A 21408-nucleotide genomic window follows, 5' to 3' on the forward strand; every position below is an offset into this window, starting at 1 on the left:
TAGTAGAGTGAGCAGTTGTAGATGCGGTCATTATGTTTGTTGTTTATAGAATGGGAGGATAAGGATGGAAAAACGGGATGTTACTAGGTCAGATATCGAAAAAATTTTGGATAGGCATGAAATTAGGAATGCGTCGATATCTTCATTTCCTAAAAGTGGACAAAAAGCAGTTTTCAAAATTTACACGGACGAGTCATCTTTTATATTGAAGATTTATAATGTTACTCCGTATGATTCGATTAATCAAGCAGAATTCGATCACCATATAGATCCAGATGAATTTGAATTACAAAAAAATGAAGAGAATCAACTTTATACATTGTATATTGAACGTGAAGTAAATGCTTCTAAAGAGTGCTCTATTTTTCCTAAGATGATAATTACAGAAAAAATTGAAGATTATTCAATGGAGGATCATTTTTATAAGTATTACTTTGAAGAATTAGTAGAAGGAGAAACATTAAATACTTCAAAGTATTATAGAGAAGAAAATAGTATTGAAGAAATTGCTGTTTTTTTATATAAAGCGTTGGGACTAATTGATGAAATGTGGTCAACTACATACGTCCATAGAGATATTAAGCCAAATAATGTAATTGTTCATGGTGATGAAGTAAAGTTTATTGATCCAGGTCTAGCAAAATCTGCTAACGATGAAGCAATTACTAGAACAGGATTTGTTGTCGGGACGCCTAGGTATTGGGCTCCAGAGCAGCAAGGTATTCAATCAAATTATAATTGGACTTTTAAAACTGACTTATATCCATTGGGCTTATTGGCAATAGAAATGTTTTTACCTGAGTTTAGGAATCAAAATGGTCCTAATCTAAAGGATATGAATCTTGTTTTCAAAAAATGGAAGGAAAAAGATGATTCTAAGGAGTCTGTCGATTTCTTTCGCACTATTATTAATAGACTTTCTTCTGAACGAATATATCGGAGAGCTAATTCAATAGAAGAGTTGCAAAACAAATTACTAAAATATAAAGGAGGGATTGACAGATGTTAATGATACAACAGGGGCCAGCAGCGGGCCCCAAATTAGAAAAAATTTTAGCTAGCGGATTCTGTGAAGGAGTCATTTGGGATCCCAGAGACCTAAGACCTAAAAAAATCAATCAATATATTCAAGAAAACGAAAAATATGATTGGTTGCTCCATATGATGGAATTTAAACAATATTATCAGCAATTTGATAAATCTGATAAAAAGAAATTAAAGGATTATGTTCAGTTTCCTACAGCTCCTTTAGATCGAACTTTTTTGAAGCAACAAAAAAATCTTGATGACTTAGTATTCAATAATTTTGATTTTCAACACTTAGTGGCTCTGGATTATATCTGTACACCTACTTTTTATGTAGAGGATTTTGGACATCGTATTATTGAGAGAATAATTGAGATATGGCAGAAAAGTGTTTCTTTTATTGAGAGTGAAGGATTAACGAAACCATTATTTGCAACGATGGTTATTTCAGAAAAAGCATTTTCTAACTATGATTACATTGGTGATTTTCTTGATGATTTAGGAGATTTATCAGGATCAGTAAAGGGAGTGTACTTCACTGTAGATCGAAATGAGATGAGTCCATTAAGGCATAGGTTTGATGTCAAAAGCTTAACAAATATTCTTCAATTTATTCATGATCTTAAGTTAATGGGGTTAACGGTGATTGTTGGATTTACTAGCGTTGAGGGATTGTTATACTCTTCGGTAGGAGCTGATTTTGTGGGGACAGGTTGGTTTTATTCTTTGAGGAAGTTTAATAGAATCCAGAAAGGATTACCGCCAGAGAAGTCATTTGGAATTCAAAAAAAGAGATATACATCGATAAAAGTTTTTTCTGAAGTTCCGTTACAAGAAGCTATTTATAATGTTGGTTCTCCTAGTCATTCACTCATTTTGAATGATTGTTTCATTGATAACGAATTAATGTCTGGGCTAGAGATAGATGAAATTAATAGTAATGATTGCTATTTACAACATTTTGAAGAGATGCATAAATATATAAAATTGATTGATTCGTATCCCGATGTAGTTGAAAAAACTGACAAGATTCTGGAATTACTAGAAACAGCCAAGATTAATATAAAGAAATTTAATAATCTGCCTCACAATACGTATCCAATTAACGGGGATCATATAAAACAATATTCAAAAGCCATTAGAAATGTAAAAGAAGCTAACTTTCTATAGTTAGCTTCTTTTCTTTGTCGTCAGTTTCAAGTAGTACAAATTTTGCAATGCTGGAGATGAGTGTGGCATTTCTTTTCAAAGGAGAAACTTTCTTTTTTATATCCAAATATATTTTGAAATTTTTCTCAGAAACACCTATTAAACCGATATTATTATATTTAAAATAATCATTCTTTTTCAAAAATAGTTTCTGGGCCATTTCATCAGGAAAAACAACATACGAATAAGCAGAGAACCTTTTGTTGTTATTTGCTTGAGTGATCGCTTTTTTCCAATCAGAAAGTTTCGCTTCGTAGGAGGTGAATTCAATAAACGGAAATGAAAAATTATCATTAATTAGATATCTTCCTGAAGAAACTTCAACAATAATTTCAGCATTTATCAGTCTTTTTAGGGTGTACTTAACACTGTTAATATCATAGCCGCTGGCGTTTTTAATAAACTCTAACGTTCTAACTGCTTTTTTATGTAAAAGTGAAACAATTCGAGCGTATCTAAATTCAGATAATAAATTTGCTTGTTCTTTAGAAAGGAGTAATCTGCTGTTATTTGTAACTTTAACAATATCAACATTTCCAAAACGGGCATTAAATTCATCAACAATTTTTTCATTGTTTGTTGCTTGTTCAAGTAATTGTTTATGAAAACATTTTTGCAATTCAAGCTCAGATGAAAACATCAAGTATCCTCCAATCTTTTTAGTGTCAAAGAAATTTTATCATATAAAAGGTAACACAAACTAGAACATTCAAAAAAAATAATGACTTAAGTAAAAGAAAAATTGTCAATATTAACGATAGGTGTACTATTGCTTGAGTTAGTATGTTTAGGATCAAATTTTTATAAAACAGAAAGGTGATTATCTATTTAAGCTGTGAATCCAATTAAATACATTTCAGTTATTGAAATCAGTACTGATAGTTTTCCCTGCTTAAAACCGAATGACCCTTTCCTTTGACATCAACTACTATCTATGGTAATTTTTTTAAAACATTATATGAGTTATAAATTTTTTTGGAGGTAGAGTCATGACATTCAGCAAACAATTCGCAACTGAAGCTTGCTGTTGTTGTATGGTGCTAAAAAGCAGCATACCGTTTTGTCATGCCTATTAACTGCCCAATTTTCGATTTGTATAGATACTGATATTCCTTTTGAAGAGGGATTTTTGGTGTCAATCTAGCGGAATCTCAAGGTGCTGATTAATAGTCAGTGCCTTTTTTTGTTACCCAAAATTCTGCATTGGATTTTTTCGAGTTCCAAAATAAATACCTTAATACGAGATAGGAGCATAACAATGATCATAGATTCTATTCAGGCGGCGATCGGGGATACCCCGATGCTGCGGTTCACCCATCAGCATTTTGCAGAAATTCCTGAAGGTTCAGCGCTTTATGCGAAGCTAGAATACTTGAATCCGGGAGGCAGTATCAAGGATCGGTTAGGTATGTATTTGGTCAAGGAGGGGATAGCGCAAGGCAAGATCAGCACAGGCACAACAATTATTGAACCGACAGCTGGCAATACGGGGATTGGCGTGGCGCTTGCGGCATTGGCAGCTGGATTGCCGACAATATTTGTTGTTCCTGAGAAGTTCAGCTTGGAGAAGCAAGCGTTGATGCGGGCTTTGGGGGCGAAGCTTGTACACACGCCAACTTCTGAAGGAATCAGTGGAGCGATCGCAAAGGCGAAGCAGCTTCATGAAGAGATGGCTGACAGTTATTTGCCGCTGCAATTTGAAAATCCTGCGAATCCAGAGGCGTATTACCACACGCTAGGACCTGAACTGGTGGAAGACCTTGGTGATGAAATCACGAGTTTCGTAGCGGGAATCGGCAGTGGTGGTACGTTTAGTGGGGTGGCGCGTTATTTACTGGGACGGAATCCAGAGGTACGCTTAATTGGTGTAGAACCTGAAGGCTCGATACTTAATGGCGGAGCGAGTCACGGTCATGAGATTGAAGGGATCGGTGTGGAATTTATCCCTGCATTTCTTGAAGGGATACCCGTCAGCGATTTTTCGACGATCAGTGATGCGGAAGGTTTTGCGATGACGCGTAAATTAGCGAAGGAGCATGGAGCCTTGATCGGCAGCTCATCTGGTGCGGCGATGGTAGCGGCGTTAGCGGAGATTGCCAAGCTGCCTGCGGGGAGTCAGGTTGTGACGATTTTCCCTGATGCGGGGGATCGTTATCTGTCAAAGGAAATCTATTCTCGGACGGATTACTAAGATCATTGTTTCAATTTGCCAACTTATGGCTATTATGAGTTGGCAAAAAATAGATGCGCAGCATTTAGAATTATTGAATTTTACTATGGCGGAGGGCTCTGGAGGTGTGGCTAATTTAGCCTGAGGACTATTAAGGATATACAGCATCTAAAGAATTAGTAGAAAGAGAGGTGTCGCAGATGGGATTGGAATTCATGCCGATCTTTGAGGAGTGGGCACTGGATTATGATGAGGAAGTGAACGGCGGCAATCTTGAATACCAAGAAGTATTCGCGAATTATTGGCAGATACTTGATGAGATCGCCGCCCTTTCAGGAGATACCGTGCTAGAGTTCGGCAGCGGAACAGGAAACTTAACTGAGAAATTGGTAGCTGCTGGAAAAACGGTTTATCCAATAGAACCATCACCAGAAATGCGGCGGATCGCAGTGGAAAAGCCAGGATTACAGGAAACGGAATTTTTCCCAGGAGATATGGAAGATTTTCCCATGCCGTCAGAGCCAGTGGATACGATCGTTTCAAACTTGGTCTTTCACCATTTGACTTCGAAGGAGAAAGAGGGAGCGATCCAACGTTACAGTGAGCTGTTAGCTCCTAGGGGCAAGATCATCTTTGGCGATACGATGTTCTTGTCACAGAAGACTTACGACAAGATTTTGGCAGAGGAAAAGGCGGCGGGCAGAGACAGCTTGGCGGCAGATTTAGAACGGGAGTATTATCCCGTGATTAGTGAGCTAGAAGAATACTTTCAAGTGAACGGTTTTCAAACAAGGTATCGACAGATGAATCGCTTTGTTTGGCTAGTCGTCGCAGAAAAAATAATGGAGGCAGAATAAGATGAAAATGAACGTTGAGAGCTTTAATTTGGATCACACAAAGGTAAAGGCGCCCTATATCCGTGTGGCGGATAAGAAAACAGGAGCGAATGGCGATCTGATCGTGAAATACGATGTTCGCTTGAAACAACCGAACCAAGCTTATATGGACATGGCGGCGCTGCATTCACTGGAGCATTTGACCGCTGAATTGATCCGTAATCATGCGGACTATATCGTGGACTGGTCGCCGATGGGCTGCCAAACAGGATTTTATCTGACAGTTCTAAACCATGACAATATCGAAGAGATCATGGATGTGGTGGAACTGACGATGAAGGATGTCTTGCAGGCGACAGAAGTTCCAGCCAGCAATCCGGTGCAATGCGGCTGGGCAGCGAATCATACGTTAGAAGGTGCGCAAGAGTTGGCAAAAGAATTCTTGAGTCAACGTGACGAGTGGAGCATCATCTTTGCGGATTAATCAGTAAAAGAAATATTTTTTGGAAGCTGACTGAGATTTTGGTCGGCTTTTTTTTGAATTTAACGGGATTAATAGATAGAAAGAATCATTTGTATCATGTTATTTTCTTTCAACAATAATTTGATTTCCTTCTCGCTAAATCGTTGGTATAATAACGATGCTTGCCATTCGAGCTTGCCTTTTTGCCAGAGCTTTGGTAACTTGCTTGTAACTTATCGTTTCAATAGTTAAAGTCGATTTAGGGGGATGGATCATTGCTGGGAGAAAAATTAAAAGAACAACGAATGTCATTGGGATTGACCCAACAGGAGGTGGCGGAGCATCTTCATGTATCGCGCCAGACTATTTCAAATTGGGAGGTTGGACGGAACTTTCCAGATATTCCGATGATTATTTCCATCAGTGATTATTACCACATCTCTTTAGACGAACTGTTGAAAGGGGACGAACAATTGATGGATAAAATGAAGAAGGACGCGGAGCTTCTCAAACGCACTAAGCGGAGAAAAATCTTTGATGGGGTATTTGTGGGAGTATTGCTGCTGACGGTGGGATCGGCCTTTTTGATCAGCCGATTACCAGAAATTTCGAATCAAAAAGTCTGGGGCATGCTAGTCGTAGGTATCGTATTTATTTTTTCAATCGTGCGCTATTTTGTGGTCATTCCAAAAAGCGATGCGGTTAGCGGAATGCAGGCGCCATTGGTCATACCGAAATCTTTCGGTGTAGGCTGGGCGATCAATCCTTACCATCCGTTAGGAAAAGTTCTGCTGATTGGGATCTTTGTAGCGATCGAAGTGATGATCTTTCTTGGATAACTATGAGCTCTGTGGATCTGTTTACCAGCAGGTTCGCGGCGCTTTTTTTATTGTGTCGTATTGTTTTTCATTTTTGCGGCTGCGGAAGATCATCCCACCAGTAGCAAAAAGGGCGATCATTGGATGATTAAGGTTGTCTTCACCTATCAAACGAAAAAGGAAGATCTACCGGAATTAATGGACAAGTTTGCTCAGTCTAGGAATGATCTGGCGTTTCAGTCGGAAGCTAACAAAGGTTTCTAAGGCCAGCGAGTGACGATGTCTATATCGTTTTAGATATCTATTATGAATCTCGAGAAGCGTATGAGGAACGAACAAAATTTGAAAGAAGCCTATCTAAATGGAAGGATAGTTGGTTTTCGTCAGATAATAAGCATGAGGGATTCAACGTCGAAGTTTTTGATGTACTGTAAAACAACGAGGAAAGGACTAGCATAATTTGCTGGTCCTTTTTTTGGTGGAATGAGGTTTTCCACTTGTTTTCGTCGATAAATGTAGCAATAGAACTACTTAAGTAAATTTCGACAGTTAGATAACTTTAATTATATATTCAAAAAAGAAAGAATAAAATGTATTTTTAATATTTATTATATTTATAAGTGATTTTTAAGCAAAAATAATCTTGACAAAGCGGTAGTTTGCTAGTATATATTAATAAACTAGTGGTTGCTAGTTTATTAATTGGTTAACTTTTAATTTGAAAGTAAATCAAAAATAAGTTTGGCGAGTTACATAGTCAGTAAAAGGAAATAAGGAGGAACCAAGAGATGACAAAGATACTGTTATTGAGTAAGAATCATACGGTTGAATCCAATCTTCAAACGATTTTAGAACGTATAAATGCTGAGTTTTATTGTTCTTCCAGCTTGTTTTATCAGGCGAAAGACTATCCGCATGTGATTCAATATTTTTCACTAATTATTATTTGCGATACGATTTCGAACGTGGAGCTTGCACAATACATACAGAGGATAAAGGATTGCGGCGTTCCAGTATTCAGAATGGGAAGCAAACGAAAGATCGCAGAAACAGAATTTGCTTGGCTGGATAATGAGATTGATTATTGGATCGAATCCGGAGATAGTGATTCTGAGATTATCGACAAGATCGCGCGAGCCAGCTTTTCCGCTATAAGTAATGCACAAATGAAGCAGGAGGAGACATTCTCAGATCAGAGCTATTCGAACTTTATCAATCGCTTATCTAAACGAGAGCTTCAGCTTTTGATGTGTCTGTATGAAGCCAATGGCAAGACCGTTTCAAGAGAGCTTTTATGTAAGAAAATGTGGGAAATGGAAGTTTCGCACGCAAGGTTCTCTAATTTATCAGCGATCGCCAAACGTCTAAAGTTAAAAATGTTGGCTGCGGGAATTGATACAGAGGGACTCGGTTCTAGTTGGGGGCAGGGATACTTTCTACAAGCGCCGCTGATAACTTTTTTGAGAAATAATGACTTCGACAATTATTGTAAGGCGATGTCTAGCCGTCCGGTTGCGACTGAAGTACAAGTAGATAATTAAAAAAGAGGAGTGAACGCATGAAAAAGTTAGGGATGAAGCTGTTTGTTGGGTTGTTTTGCTGCAATATCATTCTTTGGGGAATTCTTCCAGCCACGGTCTTTGCCGAAGAAAGTGGAAGCACAGCGCGAAGTGAGTCGGTGGAGACATGGATGCCCGATCCGAATTTGCGAAAGGCTGTGGCTTATTATTTAGGTGGAATCAATCCAGAGGAGATAACCAAAGAGGCGATGGCTAATCTAGATATGCTGACATTCGATCAATATACGTTAGATATTCCAGAAGATACGGTCGTTGATTTTACAGGTCTTGAATATGCGGGGGAGCTACTGACCTTTGATAGTACCTATGTCATCGCAAAAAATGTTCCGACGATTAAGGTGGCGGATCGCTCCTTGGTATATGTGATGCCGAACGTTTTGAAAAAACTGGAAACGACAGGCAGAGTCAGTCAATTAGACATCGGTAAAAGGTATGGAGAGGGTGTGCCGACCAGTGAGCTTATTGGTCTGGGTGAAGACATCCATCGTATGAATCCCGCGGACTCCCTTCGGATTTTTTCAAAAGACATGGCAGACTTTTCTGCGATTGGGATCCAATCAGAAGCGTTGACGGATACAAATTATGCGGAATTTGTCACGCAGACTCAATTAGTCCTGCCTGATTTAAAAGTGGAAAAAGACCATACAGGAAAAGTTTTGTATACACAGGATGCTCTGAAAGACTTCCGAGGAAACTCGCTGCTTTCATCAGTGGCTACTACAATGCCGACTACGGTTCAGTATTTAGATGAGAACAAAGAATACATTGACTATCCGTTCTTCGATTATACAGATGAAGGAATGGAATTCGAGAATATACCGGAAGAGGCTGCTTATGTTTATATTGATTTTGCGCGTATTCCGACACGTCTATCAAATAATGCCAATACAAGAGCGCTCAATTATGATCTGTACAGTCTCAACGCGTTGATTCCTATTGTAAGATTCCAACCAGGAGCAGACGTGACAGTAAAGTATCAGGATGAGGAAGGTGAAACACTCGCTGATGACGAAATACTGAGCGGAAATATCGGTGAAAATTACACCTCTGAAAAAAAAACGATTACAGGCTACACCTTTAAAGAAGTACAGGGAAACCCGACTGGGCCATTTACCGACCAGCCGCAGACGGTGACCTATATCTATACAAAATCACCAGTACCAGCAGCAGATGTCACTGTCAAATACCAAGATACAAACGGGAAGACGCTCGCTAATGATGAGAAACTGAGCGGAAATATCGGTGAAAATTATACCTCTGAGCAAAAAACGATTACAGGCTACACCTTTAAAGAGGTGCAGGGAAGTCCAACCGGGCCATTTACCCCTCAGCCACAGACAGTGATCTACGTGTATACGAAAAACGCGGCCAATACATCCAGTGTGACCGTTCATTATCAAGATGAGGCCGGGAAATCACTCGCTGACACAGTAACCTTAACAGGAAAGGTTGGAGAAACCTATTCTTCTGAACAAAAGAAAATTACTGGTTATAATTTCAAAGAAGTACGAGGGAATCCAAAGGGGCAGTTCACAACCGAAGCGCAAACAGTGACCTATGTTTACACACAAGCTGCAAGCAAGAAGTCAACGGTAATTGCAAAATACCAAGATGAAAAAGGCAACAAGCTTGTCGATGAGGTCGTTCTAACGGGTACAATAGGAGATAGCTACAAAACAGAGCAAAAGAAAATTGACGGCTACACCTTCAAGGAAGTTCAGGGAACACCAGAAGGAAAATTCACAGAGACGCCACAATCAGTAGTCTACATCTATACGAAGAAAAACTCTGCTGCGACGGATGATCCAAGTTCACCAACTGGAAATACAGTGATTCATTCAGTCCACACCAGCTATAGTAATGGTACCGCAGCGAAAGCCCTACCAAATACAGGAGAAGAGACAACAGTTTCTCGTGTATTAACTTTAGCAGGGATCGTATCAATCCTTGCTTTAGGAAGCGGTGTAGTTGTTTGGAAAAGAAAGAAAGCGTAAGAATGTAAAAAAATCAGGAGAAGTTCCGACGAACGGGTCGAAGCTTCCTCTGATTTTTTATTTTGGTTTCACACGATAAATCTGGTCGAACTGTTTGATATGATTTTTTAAGTGTGCGATGTTTTGCTGCTCCAACTCAGGCTGAATGTCGCAGCGACGAATGAGAAAATTCAGCGGAGCGTAAAAGTGCATCGCGGTCGTATAGGGATCCGTTTGAATAAAAACACCTTGTTGAATCAAATCGGTAAAAAGAGCTGTCAGATGCTTCATAGGTGTTTCGAAGAATAATTCATTGTACAGGTCGCCAGCGTATTGATTGGTATGCTGCTCTGTGATCAGCAGTTTCCTGAATTTAGAGGCGGTATCATCCTTTAAGTAGTATTTGAAGGCATCTACATACATTTCTGTCAGCTCTTCGATTGGTGTATCGACGTACATGTCTGCTGCATCTACTGTTAATGGCAAAGCGTAAGTATTGTTTGCTGCCTTTAGAATCTTTGCTACCTCAACGAGAATCGTATCGAAAATCTCCTGTTTGCTTCTATAATGGTTATACAGTGAGCTGTCCTTGATCCCCACCGCATGAGCGATTTCTTTTACAGATACGCCATCAAAACCATGTTCAGAAAAGAGCGTTAAGGCCTCGTGCCATATTCGTTCTTTTGTATTATTTATGGTTAGTTCCTCCTTCAAGAGCGTTGTGAAAAATATTATAATTAAAATTAATTTGGTCAATCGGTATTTGTAATTTCAATGATGAGTTAACATTGATGTCGTGAATACAAAGAAGCGGATGCGTTTAATATCATATATACTAATAATTTTTTGGCTTGTCAATGGGGAGTGAAGGAGGGGAATTATGGAATTATTTGATTTTATCAGCTATTTATAAGGAATTCCTTCACAAATAAGAACGTAAAAACGCGCAGGAAATCCGAGCATTCCCACGCGTTTATTTGTTATCTATCTGGATAAAGATTAGCTTCAATTTCTGCACGTTGATCCGCCAAAAACGGCGGCAGTACAAAGTTCTCTCCTAAAGTTTCCAAGGGTTCATCAATCGTAAAGCCAGGGGACACAGTAGCGAACTCCATCCGATTTCCCCCAGGTTCCCGAATATATAGACTTTTGAAGTAGCCGCGGGAGATCATCTTTTCGATCTGCCAGCCTTGCTTTTCAGCTCTGCGATAAAGTTCATCTAATGCTGCTTCATCATCAACCGCAAAGGCAATGTGATCCACACTGCCTCGTCCCATCCGACTCGCCTCATCTGTGGTCGTAGGCAAAATCTCAAGAAAGTCCGTGTCATTCAACTGGATGCGCTGGTCAAACGTCTGCCAGCTCAGAAAAGCTTCGAAAAATTCACTCGTCGCTTTTGGTTCACGAACATGGAGCTGACTAGAATTTAAACCCAAAATCTGTTTATCAACTGGAACCTCATTTTTAACCTGATGGTCCACCTCTAATGGCGGCAAATCCGTTTGTGTCAAAACAATCGATACATCATCGGCATCCACGAAGCGCAGCTGGCGATCACTGACGGTATAAGCCACATGATAACGGGCCAAGCGCTCTTGCCAAAAAGCCAGACTATTCTTCGGAAGCTTCAACCCAATCGTTGAGATAAATTGTTGGTTGTCATAGCGGTGCCCCAGATGCGGCACCACAAAAAAGGTCACGACACTGCCAGGCGAACCTTGATAATCTCCATAATAATAATGCAGCATGCGATGATTCTCCTGATTGACGGTATTCTTAACAAAGCGCAGTCCTAGAACTTCTGTATAAAAGCGGACATTCTCGCTTCGATCTTTGGTTAGTAATGAGATGTGGTGAAAAGCGGACATTGCGGCACCTTCTTTTTGCTTACTTTTGATAAGTATATTTGGTAAAGGACTATTCCGCAAGTGAAGCGACTCCAATGACTAACCAATCAATCTAAAGCTAGGCATGAAACTTCACTTACTAATAGTAAGGTGTTAAGGTGAGCGTAAGAAGTTGATAAGGAGATACTTATTCAGGAGGTTTTTATTATGACAGTTATTATCCCGACCTTTCAATTAAGCGCAGCCGCTCACATTGGACGTGTCGCTTTAAAAGTAGTAAATTTAGAAAAAATGACTAATTTTTATCAAGAGGTGATCGGGTTGCAGGTGATCGAACAAAGTGCTAGTCAAAGTACCTTAGGTGTTGGAGCGACTCTATTATTAGAGCTACATAAGGTGGAGGCGCCACTGCCTTTGACCCCTAAAACAGGCTTGTATCATGTAGCCTTTTTACTGCCAAATCGAAAAGCTTTAGGAAATGCCTTGCTGCACTATTTGAAGGAGAAGGCTCCTTTGATCGGTGCTGGTGATCACGGCTATAGCGAAGCGCTCTATCTAAACGACCCAGAAGGAAATGGGATCGAAGTGTATTATGACAAACCGCAAAGTGACTGGGACATTCGTGCGGATGGTGAGATCGTCGGTGTGACTCTCGAAATGGATGCAGAAGCAGTGATTGCGGCTGGCGACGGCACATGGACAGGATTTCCCATTGGAACAACGGTTGGACACGTTCATCTAAAAGTGGCGGATCTGATACAAACAGAAAAATTCTTCACCGAAGCTTTAGGTTTGTCCCTAAAAAACAATTTCGGCAATCAAGCCAAATTTTTCGCTACCGGTGATTACCATCACCATATCGGCTCCAATGTCTGGTTAGGAAAAAATATTCCAGCGATGACAGAGCAAGACTTGGGCTTAGAGTATTTCAGCTTCTCCGTACCCAATCAAGCTGAGCTGGATCGCTTGGAAGAGCATTGGAAAAACAAGCTAGAATATACAAAGAACGAAGACGGCAGTTTGGTAGTCGTTGATCCAAATGGAATCACGATAAAGTTTGAGAAATAGACGCTCTATCTTTTAGTGGAAAGTTAATACACACAAATAAAACCATAGGTACTGGAGAATCAGTGTCTAGGGTTTTATTTGTATTATTCTATTTTGTGCCAATTATTTCGATAATGGGCGGCCTCGTCTGTTTTGTGTATGAGGGATACTTTTCTTTCCCGTCACTTTATTTTTTGAGTGTTGTTTGGAATGTTCAAAGGCCCTCTTTTTCTTTTCATGAAGAAGGTCCTCCAGCTTCACTTTTTGATTAGTCATGAGCGCTCCTCCTTTCAGCAAAAATCGCAGCTAGCAGTCAGCCATTCATTTCATCTGAATCAAATCCTCTCATTGTACTATCTTTAGTATAAAGGAGAGAAGCGCAGACGGAGGAACACCCTTTTCTATAAAAAAAGAAAGAGCCTGCAAAAAGCTCTTTCTCAACATTGTTTTCTGATTGTACGAATGATCCGTTGGATACTTTTGATATCCAGATAATAGCTATCAGCAAGCTCGCGCGTACTTTTTCCCATCAGATGTTCCTGATAGATTTGCTGGTTTCTTTGCCGCAGCATGTCTTTACTCGCGGTTTTGCTGCCCCAAGGTAAGCGCTCCTGTGGCTTCTTTGGGATATAAAGGATCGTACCATTAACATATTTTTGGATCTCTTTTACGATTTCCTCTGGTAGAAGTTCGAATGCGTTTTGATAAGCCATCTTTTGTCCTCCTAAGAATAATAAAATTTAGGATTCAGCAAAAGCTCTTCAAGCATTCCTGCCAAGCTTTTGCTAGGCTTTAATAATAATTACTCCCATCATAATGCTCCTTTCTGGTACTAGGTTTATTTTAGCATATTGGGGTTTATAAAATAGGCTATCATTTAATAAACGGGAGATTATTCATCAAAATCAATCTGTGTTTTATAATTTTTTTGATGTTTCCTATACTTCTACTTCATTCCATATCTTTATTGAGTTGTTTTTCTTAAGTAAGTATAATTGAATAAAAATGGCGGTGAAAAATGTGCAAACAACTGATTATATAAATTGGTGGGAAGAGAATAAAGAAAATAGTTTAGAAGATGTAAAAACGACTTTTTTATATAAGGAGGTAATAGTTTGATAGATAGCGTAAGAGTTCACAATGTTGCGACGTATTTAAATCCTGTTGAGTTTAAACCCAAGAAGTTAAATTTTATTTATGGAAGTAATGGAAGTGGTAAGACAACTATTTCCAAATTGCTTGGTAATCAATTAGTATCGGATGATTGCTTAATAAAAAAAAATAGCGATAGAGGTGTAAGCGTTTTATGTTATAACAAAAAATTTGTTGAAGAAAACTTTCAACAATCTGAAAATTTAAAGGGGATTTTCAAAAGGGGATTTTCACTTTAGGACAAGATTCTATTGAAGCACAAGAAAAGTTGGAACTGCTAAGAAATGATAATCAAAATAAACAAAATTCGATTGATACTAAAAACGATACAATAAAGAAATTTGACAATGAGATCGAGGATCAAAAAAATGTTGTTTTGGAAAAAAGTTGGAAATTACAACAATCAATTGGAGAGAGTTTTAGTAATGCTTTGGTAGGATATAGAAATAGTAAAAAAAAGTTTTTTGAAAAATGTATTTCAACTTATATGGATTGGGACAAAAAAGCAGTTGTGAAGTTGGATGAATTAAAATCTAAGTATGACATGGCTTATTCTGACGATAGTGCTATTCACTCAACTTTTCCTACCATTAATATATCTGAAAGTCTGAAATTTGAACAATCCGATTTACTTCAGAAGGTTATCACAGGGAGTAAGGATTCACCAGTAGGTCTGGTAATAGACGTATTAAAAAACAGTGATTGGGTGAGACAAGGAATTGATTATATAGATACTAATGCAAATCAATGTCCATTTTGCCAACAAGAAATGACGGAGGAATTGCAACAAGAAATAAGAAACTATTTTGATGAAACCTATGAATTAGATTGTCAATCATTGAATAGCTTTATTAATAAATATGTCGAACATTATAATGAAATTTTAGGTGATTTAAAGAATATTTTGGAAACAGATATTTCTTTTATAGACGTTTCAAGACTGGAACCAGAATATCAATTATTTAATAGTTTGTTTAAGTTAAATGCGGAGGAATTAGAGAGAAAAAAAGACTCACCTTCTAGTAAAATTTCTTTAGAAAGCTTTGAGTATCGGCTGGAAAAAATTGCGACTATAATTGATTCGTTTAATGAATCAATTATAACTAATAATGAAATTGTAAAGAATAAAAATCGAGAGCAAAAAAATTGTAGTGAGTTACTTTGGTTTTATATCGTTTCTGAGTTGGAAGAAGATCTGAAAGCTTATTCTGTTTTTTTTAATGGTAAGAAAAAAGCTATAGATTCTGTTAGTAATAAAATAGTGACTTTAAATATAGAGATTACTGAAAATAAGAAACAGATGGAAGATATAGAAGAACTGTTAACTAGCGTAGCTCCGACTGTTACCGAAATAAACAAAATACTTGAAAGGTTTGATTTTAAAGGGTTTTATCTTGAAGAAAACAAGCAACAAAAAGGAACTTATCTAATATTGAGAGAGGATGGTACAAATGCTAAAGGTACTTTAAGTGAAGGAGAGTATAATTTTATTACCTTTCTTTATTTTTATTACTTAATATATGGTAGTCAAGAAAAAACGGGAATTACTTCAGATAAAATAATTGTTATTGATGATCCCATATCCAGTTTGGATAGCAATGTTTTATTTATTGTAAGTACCCTAGTGAAAAATTTATTGAAAGATTGCCGTAACAATATAAACGGAATTATCCAAACCTTTATACTCACACATAATGTTTATTTTCATAAAGAAGTTACATTTTTGGGAAGTGGAAAAGAATTCTCATCGAAAGAAGTTTTATTTGGAATAGTGAGAAAAAAAGATAATGTTACTACTTTTTTAGAATATGATAAAAATCCGATTGAATCAACTTATCAGTTACTATGGAGAGAATTAGCAGAGGGTAAAACGTCAACAATGACCGCATTCAATACCATGAGGAGAATTTTAGAATACTATTTTAAGATTATTGGTGATATGGATTATGAGAAATGCATAGACGAATTTGATGGTAACGATAAAATTGTGTGTAAAGCTTTAGTATCTTGTATTAATGATGGTTCACATTTCATAAGTGATGATTTTGTTATTACTTTTGATGAGGAGAATATTGATAATTATAAGAGAATATTCAAATTAATATTTGAAAGATTAGGACATAAAACACATTATGAAATGATGATGAAGACTAAAATTTAGAAAACTTAATATAGTATTTTTCTAAACACCCCCCTGCTAAGAAAAAGCTTTGCAGGGGGGTGTATTCAATCCTTTTTATCGAAAAATTATGTTTTGCTATAAGAAAGGTATTTCAGAGGGATACTAGAAACAGCATTAAAAAACAAATATTATTCTTTTGTTTCAGTTATTACGGGACCTGATACAGTGGGTCTCAATCGAGCAAGATTCTCATTATAATTAGGAAAAGTTTCTGCTACTATTTTATAGTCTATTCCCTTTTTTTGGCAGAAATTTATTGCTGCTTGGCAAACCTTGACAGGAGTAGTTTGATTTTTATATATAATTCTAGGATTTGAAAAAGTCGTATCTTTTTTGTGATCAGCTACAAATTTTCTCAACCATTGTTGTAATTCATTTTCATCATCACTTTTAGTTGAATTATGATTGGCATGTATAATTCCCATTTTTCCAACTGTAACGCTCTTCTTAGAATGAATAGTAATTATGGGAAGGTCTAATTTTTTCTTATCATAGGCGATTGAGTTAATATTTTTTTTAGTTCGTATTGTAGTATCAGAAAATTTCTTTACTTCTGAAATATCAGATGTGATCTTATAGCCTAAATGTTCAATAAAAGTTTTTACTTCTGGTTTTGAATGTACTCTAGAATCAAAGATTGTGATGATTCCAAAATCATTTTTACTTCTAATTAGTCTACCAAGACCTTGCTCAAGTTTCATTAGCATCATAGGCTGATAAAAAACTTTGTATAATTCTTTTTTTTCATAACCTTGAGAAATGAGCTCTATATATGGGTCTTCCGGAACAGGATAGGGAAGTTTAGGTAAAAATAACTTATTCAATGATTTCCCTTCAATAGAAAATCCAGCAAAGAAACTTCCAGAACCTATTAATATGCTGTTGATATCTTTTCTGAAACTATTACTTAAGTACTGGGTGCTTTTTTCTCCTTGAACATAGATGTTTTCTTTAATCTGACCAGAGTCCCTTAACTGGTCAGATAGGCGATTAACATATTTGTTAGATGTACAGAGAACTAAAGTCCCACCTTAAAAAAAACTGATCATTTCAGGTAGTTCGTTTTGAACTTTAATAAGATGTTGAGGATCATTAGGATTAGGATAGTCTTTGGGAATGTAAACTATAGTTTGCTTATCTAATGAAAAGATGCTGGGATAGTTTTTGTATACATACTTTCCAGTTCTTAAATTCCAGTCCACATTTATATCAGATTCATGATCTTGCGTTGTTAATGTACCAGACATAAAAATAATTTTTGAGTAAGATGCCAAGTATGAAATTTATTCTTGAAATTGTCTATTAAAATTGAAGTCTACAATATGTAAGGATAAATCTCCATTGTCAAATTGTATCCAATTCTTGTGCCTATTACTTTTTAAAAAAATTGATAGAAAATCCGAAGCCGTACTCATCGACTCAACGACATCCACTGGATAATTCGTTTTAAGTGTGAAGGCAATCAAATTATCATTTAATATGTCCAATAATTGTTGTAGCAAAAATTTATCATCGCTTTTTATTTTGTATCGCAATGAAGAACTGTCGACATTTTCATCAATATAGTTTGAATATATTTTTGATAGTTTTTTCAGAATATTGAAATATTGTTTTTTCTTTTTATGAATTTTCAATTTATACAATTTTTTTAGAGAATATGTCTCTTCGATACTTGAAAGAAAATTTTCTTTGAATGAGTGGGCTTCGTCGATTATCAAAACATTCTCTTTGAAATTAACAATAGGAGAAAATCCTTTTCTTTCATTAGCATATGACTGATTTAATTGGTTATGGTTGGTGATGACAAGTTGATAGTTTTTTTTATATTCACTTCTGTGGTTATGGCTAGGACATTGTAAGTCGAAGCATCTTTCACTAAGTCTATCCATTGACAAATATTTATGTTTTTTCTGGTCTATTTCAGGATACAGTTCTTCTAATTCAGAAAGTAGACCAAATTTACTTTTTTTAAAAAATCTGAGGATTTGATCTTGTTCTTTCCTACTAAACTTATGTAAATTCTCAAAAAAACAACTCCTACAGGTATAGTTGGATTTACCTTGTGCTAATAATTTTTTTTTAGGATCAATTAGTTTCAATTTTTCTAATGTAGTAGAGTCAACATCAAATATTTGATGTTGAAGATTAATTGTAGAAGTCGCATATAATATACTGTTCTTTTTTTCTCTAGAGTAGATAGAACATGGAACCAGTACTCCTAATGATTTTCCTGTTCCCACAGGAGCTTCTAAAAACATAATTTGTTTTTTTGAGTTAAATAGGAAATCAGCTACATCCAAAGCCATTTGGACTTGATGTTGCCGAACGCTAGCTCCATTTTTAAAAATAAGCGGTATTTCATCTTCAAAGCAGGTAAGAACTTCTGACGTGATATCTTTCAAAAAAATGAATCCTCCTTAACAAAAAAAGTTATAATACAAGTCTATTATATCATAAAAAGAACTGACGTTCATATTTTGAGTATGAATGATAATTGAATGGATATCTTAAATGATAAAGATGAGTTAGGTTTCTTTTACTAAAAGATTATTCTTACAAAAATACCCCCGCTAAGAAAATTCTTGGCGGGGTTTTTGGTGGGAAACTATTTAATTTTTAATCAATTTTATCCCTTTTATAATAATAGAAAAGCCGTCAAATCCGCATAAACAAACCAATTTGCGTTTGTAGGCTATCCCCACTCAATTTTTGGAGTTGGGGTTATGATAGAGAATGGCGTAATATCAACAACTATTAGGGACCATGGAATCAGAAAAATGAGTTTGGAAATTATAAAAAGTGCAATTCAAGTGGAATATACTAATCTTAAAATGAGCTTATAAAACTTCATTATCCATTTAAAAAGCTGATCTCTAGTTTCTTTTGTAGAATAGATTAGAGAGTAGCTAATCTATATAATTTTAAAAGGACAATTTAATTCAAAAGTAATAGTAGTTCAGAAAAATAAGTGCCCCGAAGATAGTTTTGTATATCGGGGTCATTTTTTATAAATTGTTGTGCTTTTTTCTTGTAGCCTTTGTCAATTACTTGATCAGCTATTCCTTTAAGTATCTCGTCATGCTCTAGAGTACAAATCTCTAACCATTTATTGTAATCTCGAGTTTGTAAAATGTTATCAACATAATCCGAAAAAAATTGCTCCATATTTTTCAAGTTAGAGAGTCCGATTGTTAAGTTTTGGATATTACTATCTAAGTTTTCTTTAGTGTTGAAATGAGTGTCATGAAGTTGTCGTTCGAAAACTTTTTTTAAACGCCTTTGTACAAGTTGTTCTTTTCTTTCTGTGAGTTTTTGAAAAAATTTATCTTTGAAAAGTTCTATTTTTTTAGTGATTTCTTCATCGAATTGAGCTTTTAGAGTACCACTAATTACGTTCTCATCACATAGTAACATCTCTATTTCTAAAAATTTAGTTGTAAATATCTTCTCCTTTTTTAGTTCTTTAATTTCTTCATCTGTTCGCATATCATTATCAATGATACCTAATGCAGTATTTTGAAAGATACTCTTCTGATTGTTATAAGCTTTAACATATCTTTTAACTTGATCACAGTTTTCAACAGGGATTACTGCGAAATTTGAGAAAAGAACGGAGTATAAGGAATAGTCGATGCTAGAATTTGTTTTCCCCTCGCAAAAGATTACGTTTTTCTTTGCACCTATTAGTTCCAATAGCATCTCTTTAGGAAAGCTATCATATTGTGTATCTTTCAAAAACTCAATTTCCCATTTATTAGGGTAGCTATATCTTTTGCACCAAATAAAATCTGAGTTAACTCTACTCTCAATAAAGTCAATTCGATGGGAAACATAGATGAAACGGCAATCAGCTCTAAGCGATTCAAGTTCATTCCATAAGCGGTTATAGATAGAAGTATTTAAATAAAGCTCGGGTTCATCAATGATAATCGTTGAATTTTCAACTGCTAGTAAAACTTGAATAATGTAGTAAATAATAATTCTTTCTCCATCACTCATTTCATTTATTGAGTATACGCTTCCGTTTTTTATAGGCGCTATAGTCTTATTTGTATTATCTGGATTTTCAAAATCGATATCTGGAATTAATTTTTGATACAGTCGCTTGAATTGGTAAAAAATATTGTCAGTGTTGGGATCTTTTCCTCGACCATCGTTCCATTCAAAGTTAATTTGGCTAAAGTATTCATTAACTAAAGCCACAATCATTTTGGAGAAGTCATTCTCATAGATTTCATGGATATTTTGTTGTTTTACATCCTTGGTTAGAAGAGTTTGCTGTATATTCTCCTTACTGGTATTGTAAAATCCTCCACTATCACTATTTACAAATAAATTTTTTCTGGCTGGAATAACTGCAATATTAGTGGCAATTATGTTTTTGAAAAAACTAACAAGGGAGCTCTTTCCTGAACCGTTTCCTCCGATTATAACAGCGTTCTTTTCACCATCAATAATAGTTAAGTAATATAGTTGATTTAAAGAAGTTTGTTTTTGCTTTAAAGATTCTGGAGAATTGGAAAAATAAGTATCTTGAAAACTATCAGAATCTTTATTGAAACCCAGATTTTTAATAAATAAGTCATAAAGTCGATCAGAGAAAGAATCCCTATTTTCAATCAGTGCTAATAAAGAATCGTAATTTTTTTCAAAAATGCCCAATCCAACTTCAATATCCTTTGTCCATTCAGGTTTGTTAGTGAGAGAATCTTGAAAATATTCACTATAATGCGCATAGAACTTTTTTAAGAGATTGATAATTTTATCTTTATTCAAAATGTACCTCCTTTAAATCATTGCTTAGATAATAATTATAGACTATTCTGTTATCTAGTTATAGAAGAATTTCAAGTCAGGAAATATGTTTCATAGTTGAAGAAACTAAATTTCAACCAACCTCCAGTATCTAACTAAGGAGTAGTAAATACAAACTTTATAACAAAGAAACAGCTATAAACACTGTCTACTCAATGTTTATAGCTGTTTCTCTCCACTACTACACACTTTGATTTTTAGTTTATTAATCATTAAATACAAAACAAGGATTTATTCCCGATGTAACATAAATATCATCTTCTGAAAATAATGTGAATTGAATAGTTCCA

At 36.0% G+C, this 21408-nt stretch carries 18 protein-coding genes and 1 pseudogene; 11 read left to right on the top strand and 8 right to left on the bottom strand.

Features of this window, described 5'->3' with window-relative positions; all coding sequences use genetic code 11:
• Positions 1 to 64 precede the first annotated feature (64 nt).
• Positions 65 to 1009 carry a protein kinase domain-containing protein gene (locus RV13_RS00730; RefSeq protein ID WP_010745189.1) on the top strand — a complete coding sequence of 315 codons (945 nt, stop codon included), beginning with the start codon at positions 65 to 67 and terminating at the stop codon, positions 1007 to 1009.
• Positions 1003 to 2196, top strand: a complete 1194-nt coding sequence (locus RV13_RS00735; protein ID WP_060789503.1) for a hypothetical protein — start codon at positions 1003 to 1005, stop codon at positions 2194 to 2196. The genes RV13_RS00730 and RV13_RS00735 overlap by 7 nt, the downstream gene beginning before the upstream one ends.
• On the opposite strand, the gene RV13_RS00740 is transcribed toward RV13_RS00735, so the two are convergent.
• Positions 2183 to 2875, bottom strand: coding sequence for a helix-turn-helix transcriptional regulator (locus RV13_RS00740; RefSeq protein WP_010745191.1), 693 nt, complete (start codon positions 2873 to 2875; stop codon positions 2183 to 2185). The two genes, RV13_RS00735 and RV13_RS00740, sit on opposite strands and share 14 nt — an antisense overlap.
• Positions 2876 to 3493: 618 nt before the next feature.
• On the opposite strand from RV13_RS00740, the gene RV13_RS00745 reads away from it, so the two are divergent.
• The 6 genes from RV13_RS00745 (at position 3494) to RV13_RS00775 (ending at position 10096) form a co-directional block, all read left to right on the top strand.
• Entirely contained in the window at positions 3494 to 4426 is a 933-nt protein-coding gene (locus RV13_RS00745; RefSeq protein WP_010745192.1) for a PLP-dependent cysteine synthase family protein, read from the top strand.
• Between the two features lie 179 nt (positions 4427 to 4605).
• A complete protein-coding gene (locus tag RV13_RS00750) occupies positions 4606 to 5262 on the top strand; it encodes a class I SAM-dependent methyltransferase (RefSeq protein ID WP_010745193.1) in 657 nt (218 codons plus the stop codon).
• A 1-nt stretch (position 5263) separates the two neighbouring features.
• Positions 5264 to 5725 (top strand): S-ribosylhomocysteine lyase, encoded by a 462-nt coding sequence (locus RV13_RS00755; RefSeq protein ID WP_010745194.1) that lies wholly within the window; start codon positions 5264 to 5266, stop codon positions 5723 to 5725.
• Between the two features lie 254 nt (positions 5726 to 5979).
• Complete coding sequence (locus RV13_RS00760) at positions 5980 to 6543, top strand: helix-turn-helix domain-containing protein (RefSeq protein ID WP_010745195.1); 564 nt, start codon at positions 5980 to 5982, stop codon at positions 6541 to 6543.
• Positions 6544 to 7310: 767 nt separating this feature from the next.
• The gene (locus tag RV13_RS00770; protein WP_010745196.1) at positions 7311 to 8063 is read left to right on the top strand and encodes a winged helix-turn-helix domain-containing protein; all 753 of its coding nucleotides are present in this window, start codon (positions 7311 to 7313) and stop codon (positions 8061 to 8063) included.
• A gap of 17 nt (positions 8064 to 8080) precedes the next feature.
• Positions 8081 to 10096 carry a MucBP domain-containing protein gene (locus tag RV13_RS00775; RefSeq protein WP_060789502.1) on the top strand — a complete coding sequence of 672 codons (2016 nt, stop codon included), beginning with the start codon at positions 8081 to 8083 and terminating at the stop codon, positions 10094 to 10096.
• Positions 10097 to 10153: 57 nt separating this feature from the next.
• On the opposite strand, the gene RV13_RS00780 is transcribed toward RV13_RS00775, so the two are convergent.
• A complete protein-coding gene (locus RV13_RS00780; protein ID WP_010745199.1) occupies positions 10154 to 10789 on the bottom strand; it encodes a TetR/AcrR family transcriptional regulator in 636 nt (211 codons plus the stop codon).
• A gap of 266 nt (positions 10790 to 11055) precedes the next feature.
• Positions 11056 to 11943, bottom strand: a complete 888-nt coding sequence (locus tag RV13_RS00785; RefSeq protein WP_010745200.1) for a VOC family protein — start codon at positions 11941 to 11943, stop codon at positions 11056 to 11058.
• Between the two features lie 186 nt (positions 11944 to 12129).
• On the opposite strand from RV13_RS00785, the gene RV13_RS00790 reads away from it, so the two are divergent.
• Positions 12130 to 12990 (top strand): VOC family protein, encoded by an 861-nt coding sequence (locus RV13_RS00790; protein WP_010745201.1) that lies wholly within the window; start codon positions 12130 to 12132, stop codon positions 12988 to 12990.
• 102 nt (positions 12991 to 13092) lie between these two features.
• Here RV13_RS00790 and RV13_RS20920 read toward each other — a convergent pair whose 3' ends face one another.
• Both RV13_RS20920 and RV13_RS00795 read right to left on the bottom strand, forming a co-directional pair.
• Positions 13093 to 13245, bottom strand: a complete 153-nt coding sequence (locus tag RV13_RS20920) for a hypothetical protein (protein WP_167325162.1) — start codon at positions 13243 to 13245, stop codon at positions 13093 to 13095.
• Between the two features lie 161 nt (positions 13246 to 13406).
• Positions 13407 to 13682, bottom strand: a complete 276-nt coding sequence (locus tag RV13_RS00795) for a CD3324 family protein (protein WP_010745202.1) — start codon at positions 13680 to 13682, stop codon at positions 13407 to 13409.
• A 402-nt stretch (positions 13683 to 14084) separates the two neighbouring features.
• Here RV13_RS00795 and RV13_RS21475 point away from each other — a divergent pair, with 402 nt between their 5' ends.
• A complete protein-coding gene (locus RV13_RS21475) occupies positions 14085 to 14360 on the top strand; it encodes an AAA family ATPase (protein WP_010745203.1) in 276 nt (91 codons plus the stop codon).
• Positions 14361 to 14389: 29 nt separating this feature from the next.
• Positions 14390 to 16282, top strand: a complete 1893-nt coding sequence (locus RV13_RS00800) for an AAA family ATPase (protein ID WP_255212366.1) — start codon at positions 14390 to 14392, stop codon at positions 16280 to 16282.
• A 149-nt stretch (positions 16283 to 16431) separates the two neighbouring features.
• Here the strand turns inward: RV13_RS00800 and RV13_RS00805 are convergent.
• The 3 genes and pseudogenes from RV13_RS00805 to RV13_RS00815 form a co-directional block, all read right to left on the bottom strand.
• Positions 16432 to 17322: pseudogene (locus RV13_RS00805) on the bottom strand (helicase C-terminal domain-containing protein); the annotation flags it as partial.
• Between the two features lie 264 nt (positions 17323 to 17586).
• Positions 17587 to 18705: a DEAD/DEAH box helicase gene (locus RV13_RS00810; RefSeq protein WP_060789501.1), complete on the bottom strand. Its 1119-nt coding sequence runs from the start codon at positions 18703 to 18705 to the stop codon at positions 17587 to 17589.
• Between the two features lie 532 nt (positions 18706 to 19237).
• Positions 19238 to 21079: an AAA family ATPase gene (locus RV13_RS00815; RefSeq protein ID WP_010745207.1), complete on the bottom strand. Its 1842-nt coding sequence runs from the start codon at positions 21077 to 21079 to the stop codon at positions 19238 to 19240.
• Positions 21080 to 21408: the final 329 nt, after the last annotated feature.

Origin of the sequence: Enterococcus raffinosus, assembly GCF_001886185.1 — a bacterium.
Lineage (GTDB): Bacteria > Bacillota > Bacilli > Lactobacillales > Enterococcaceae > Enterococcus_A > Enterococcus_A raffinosus.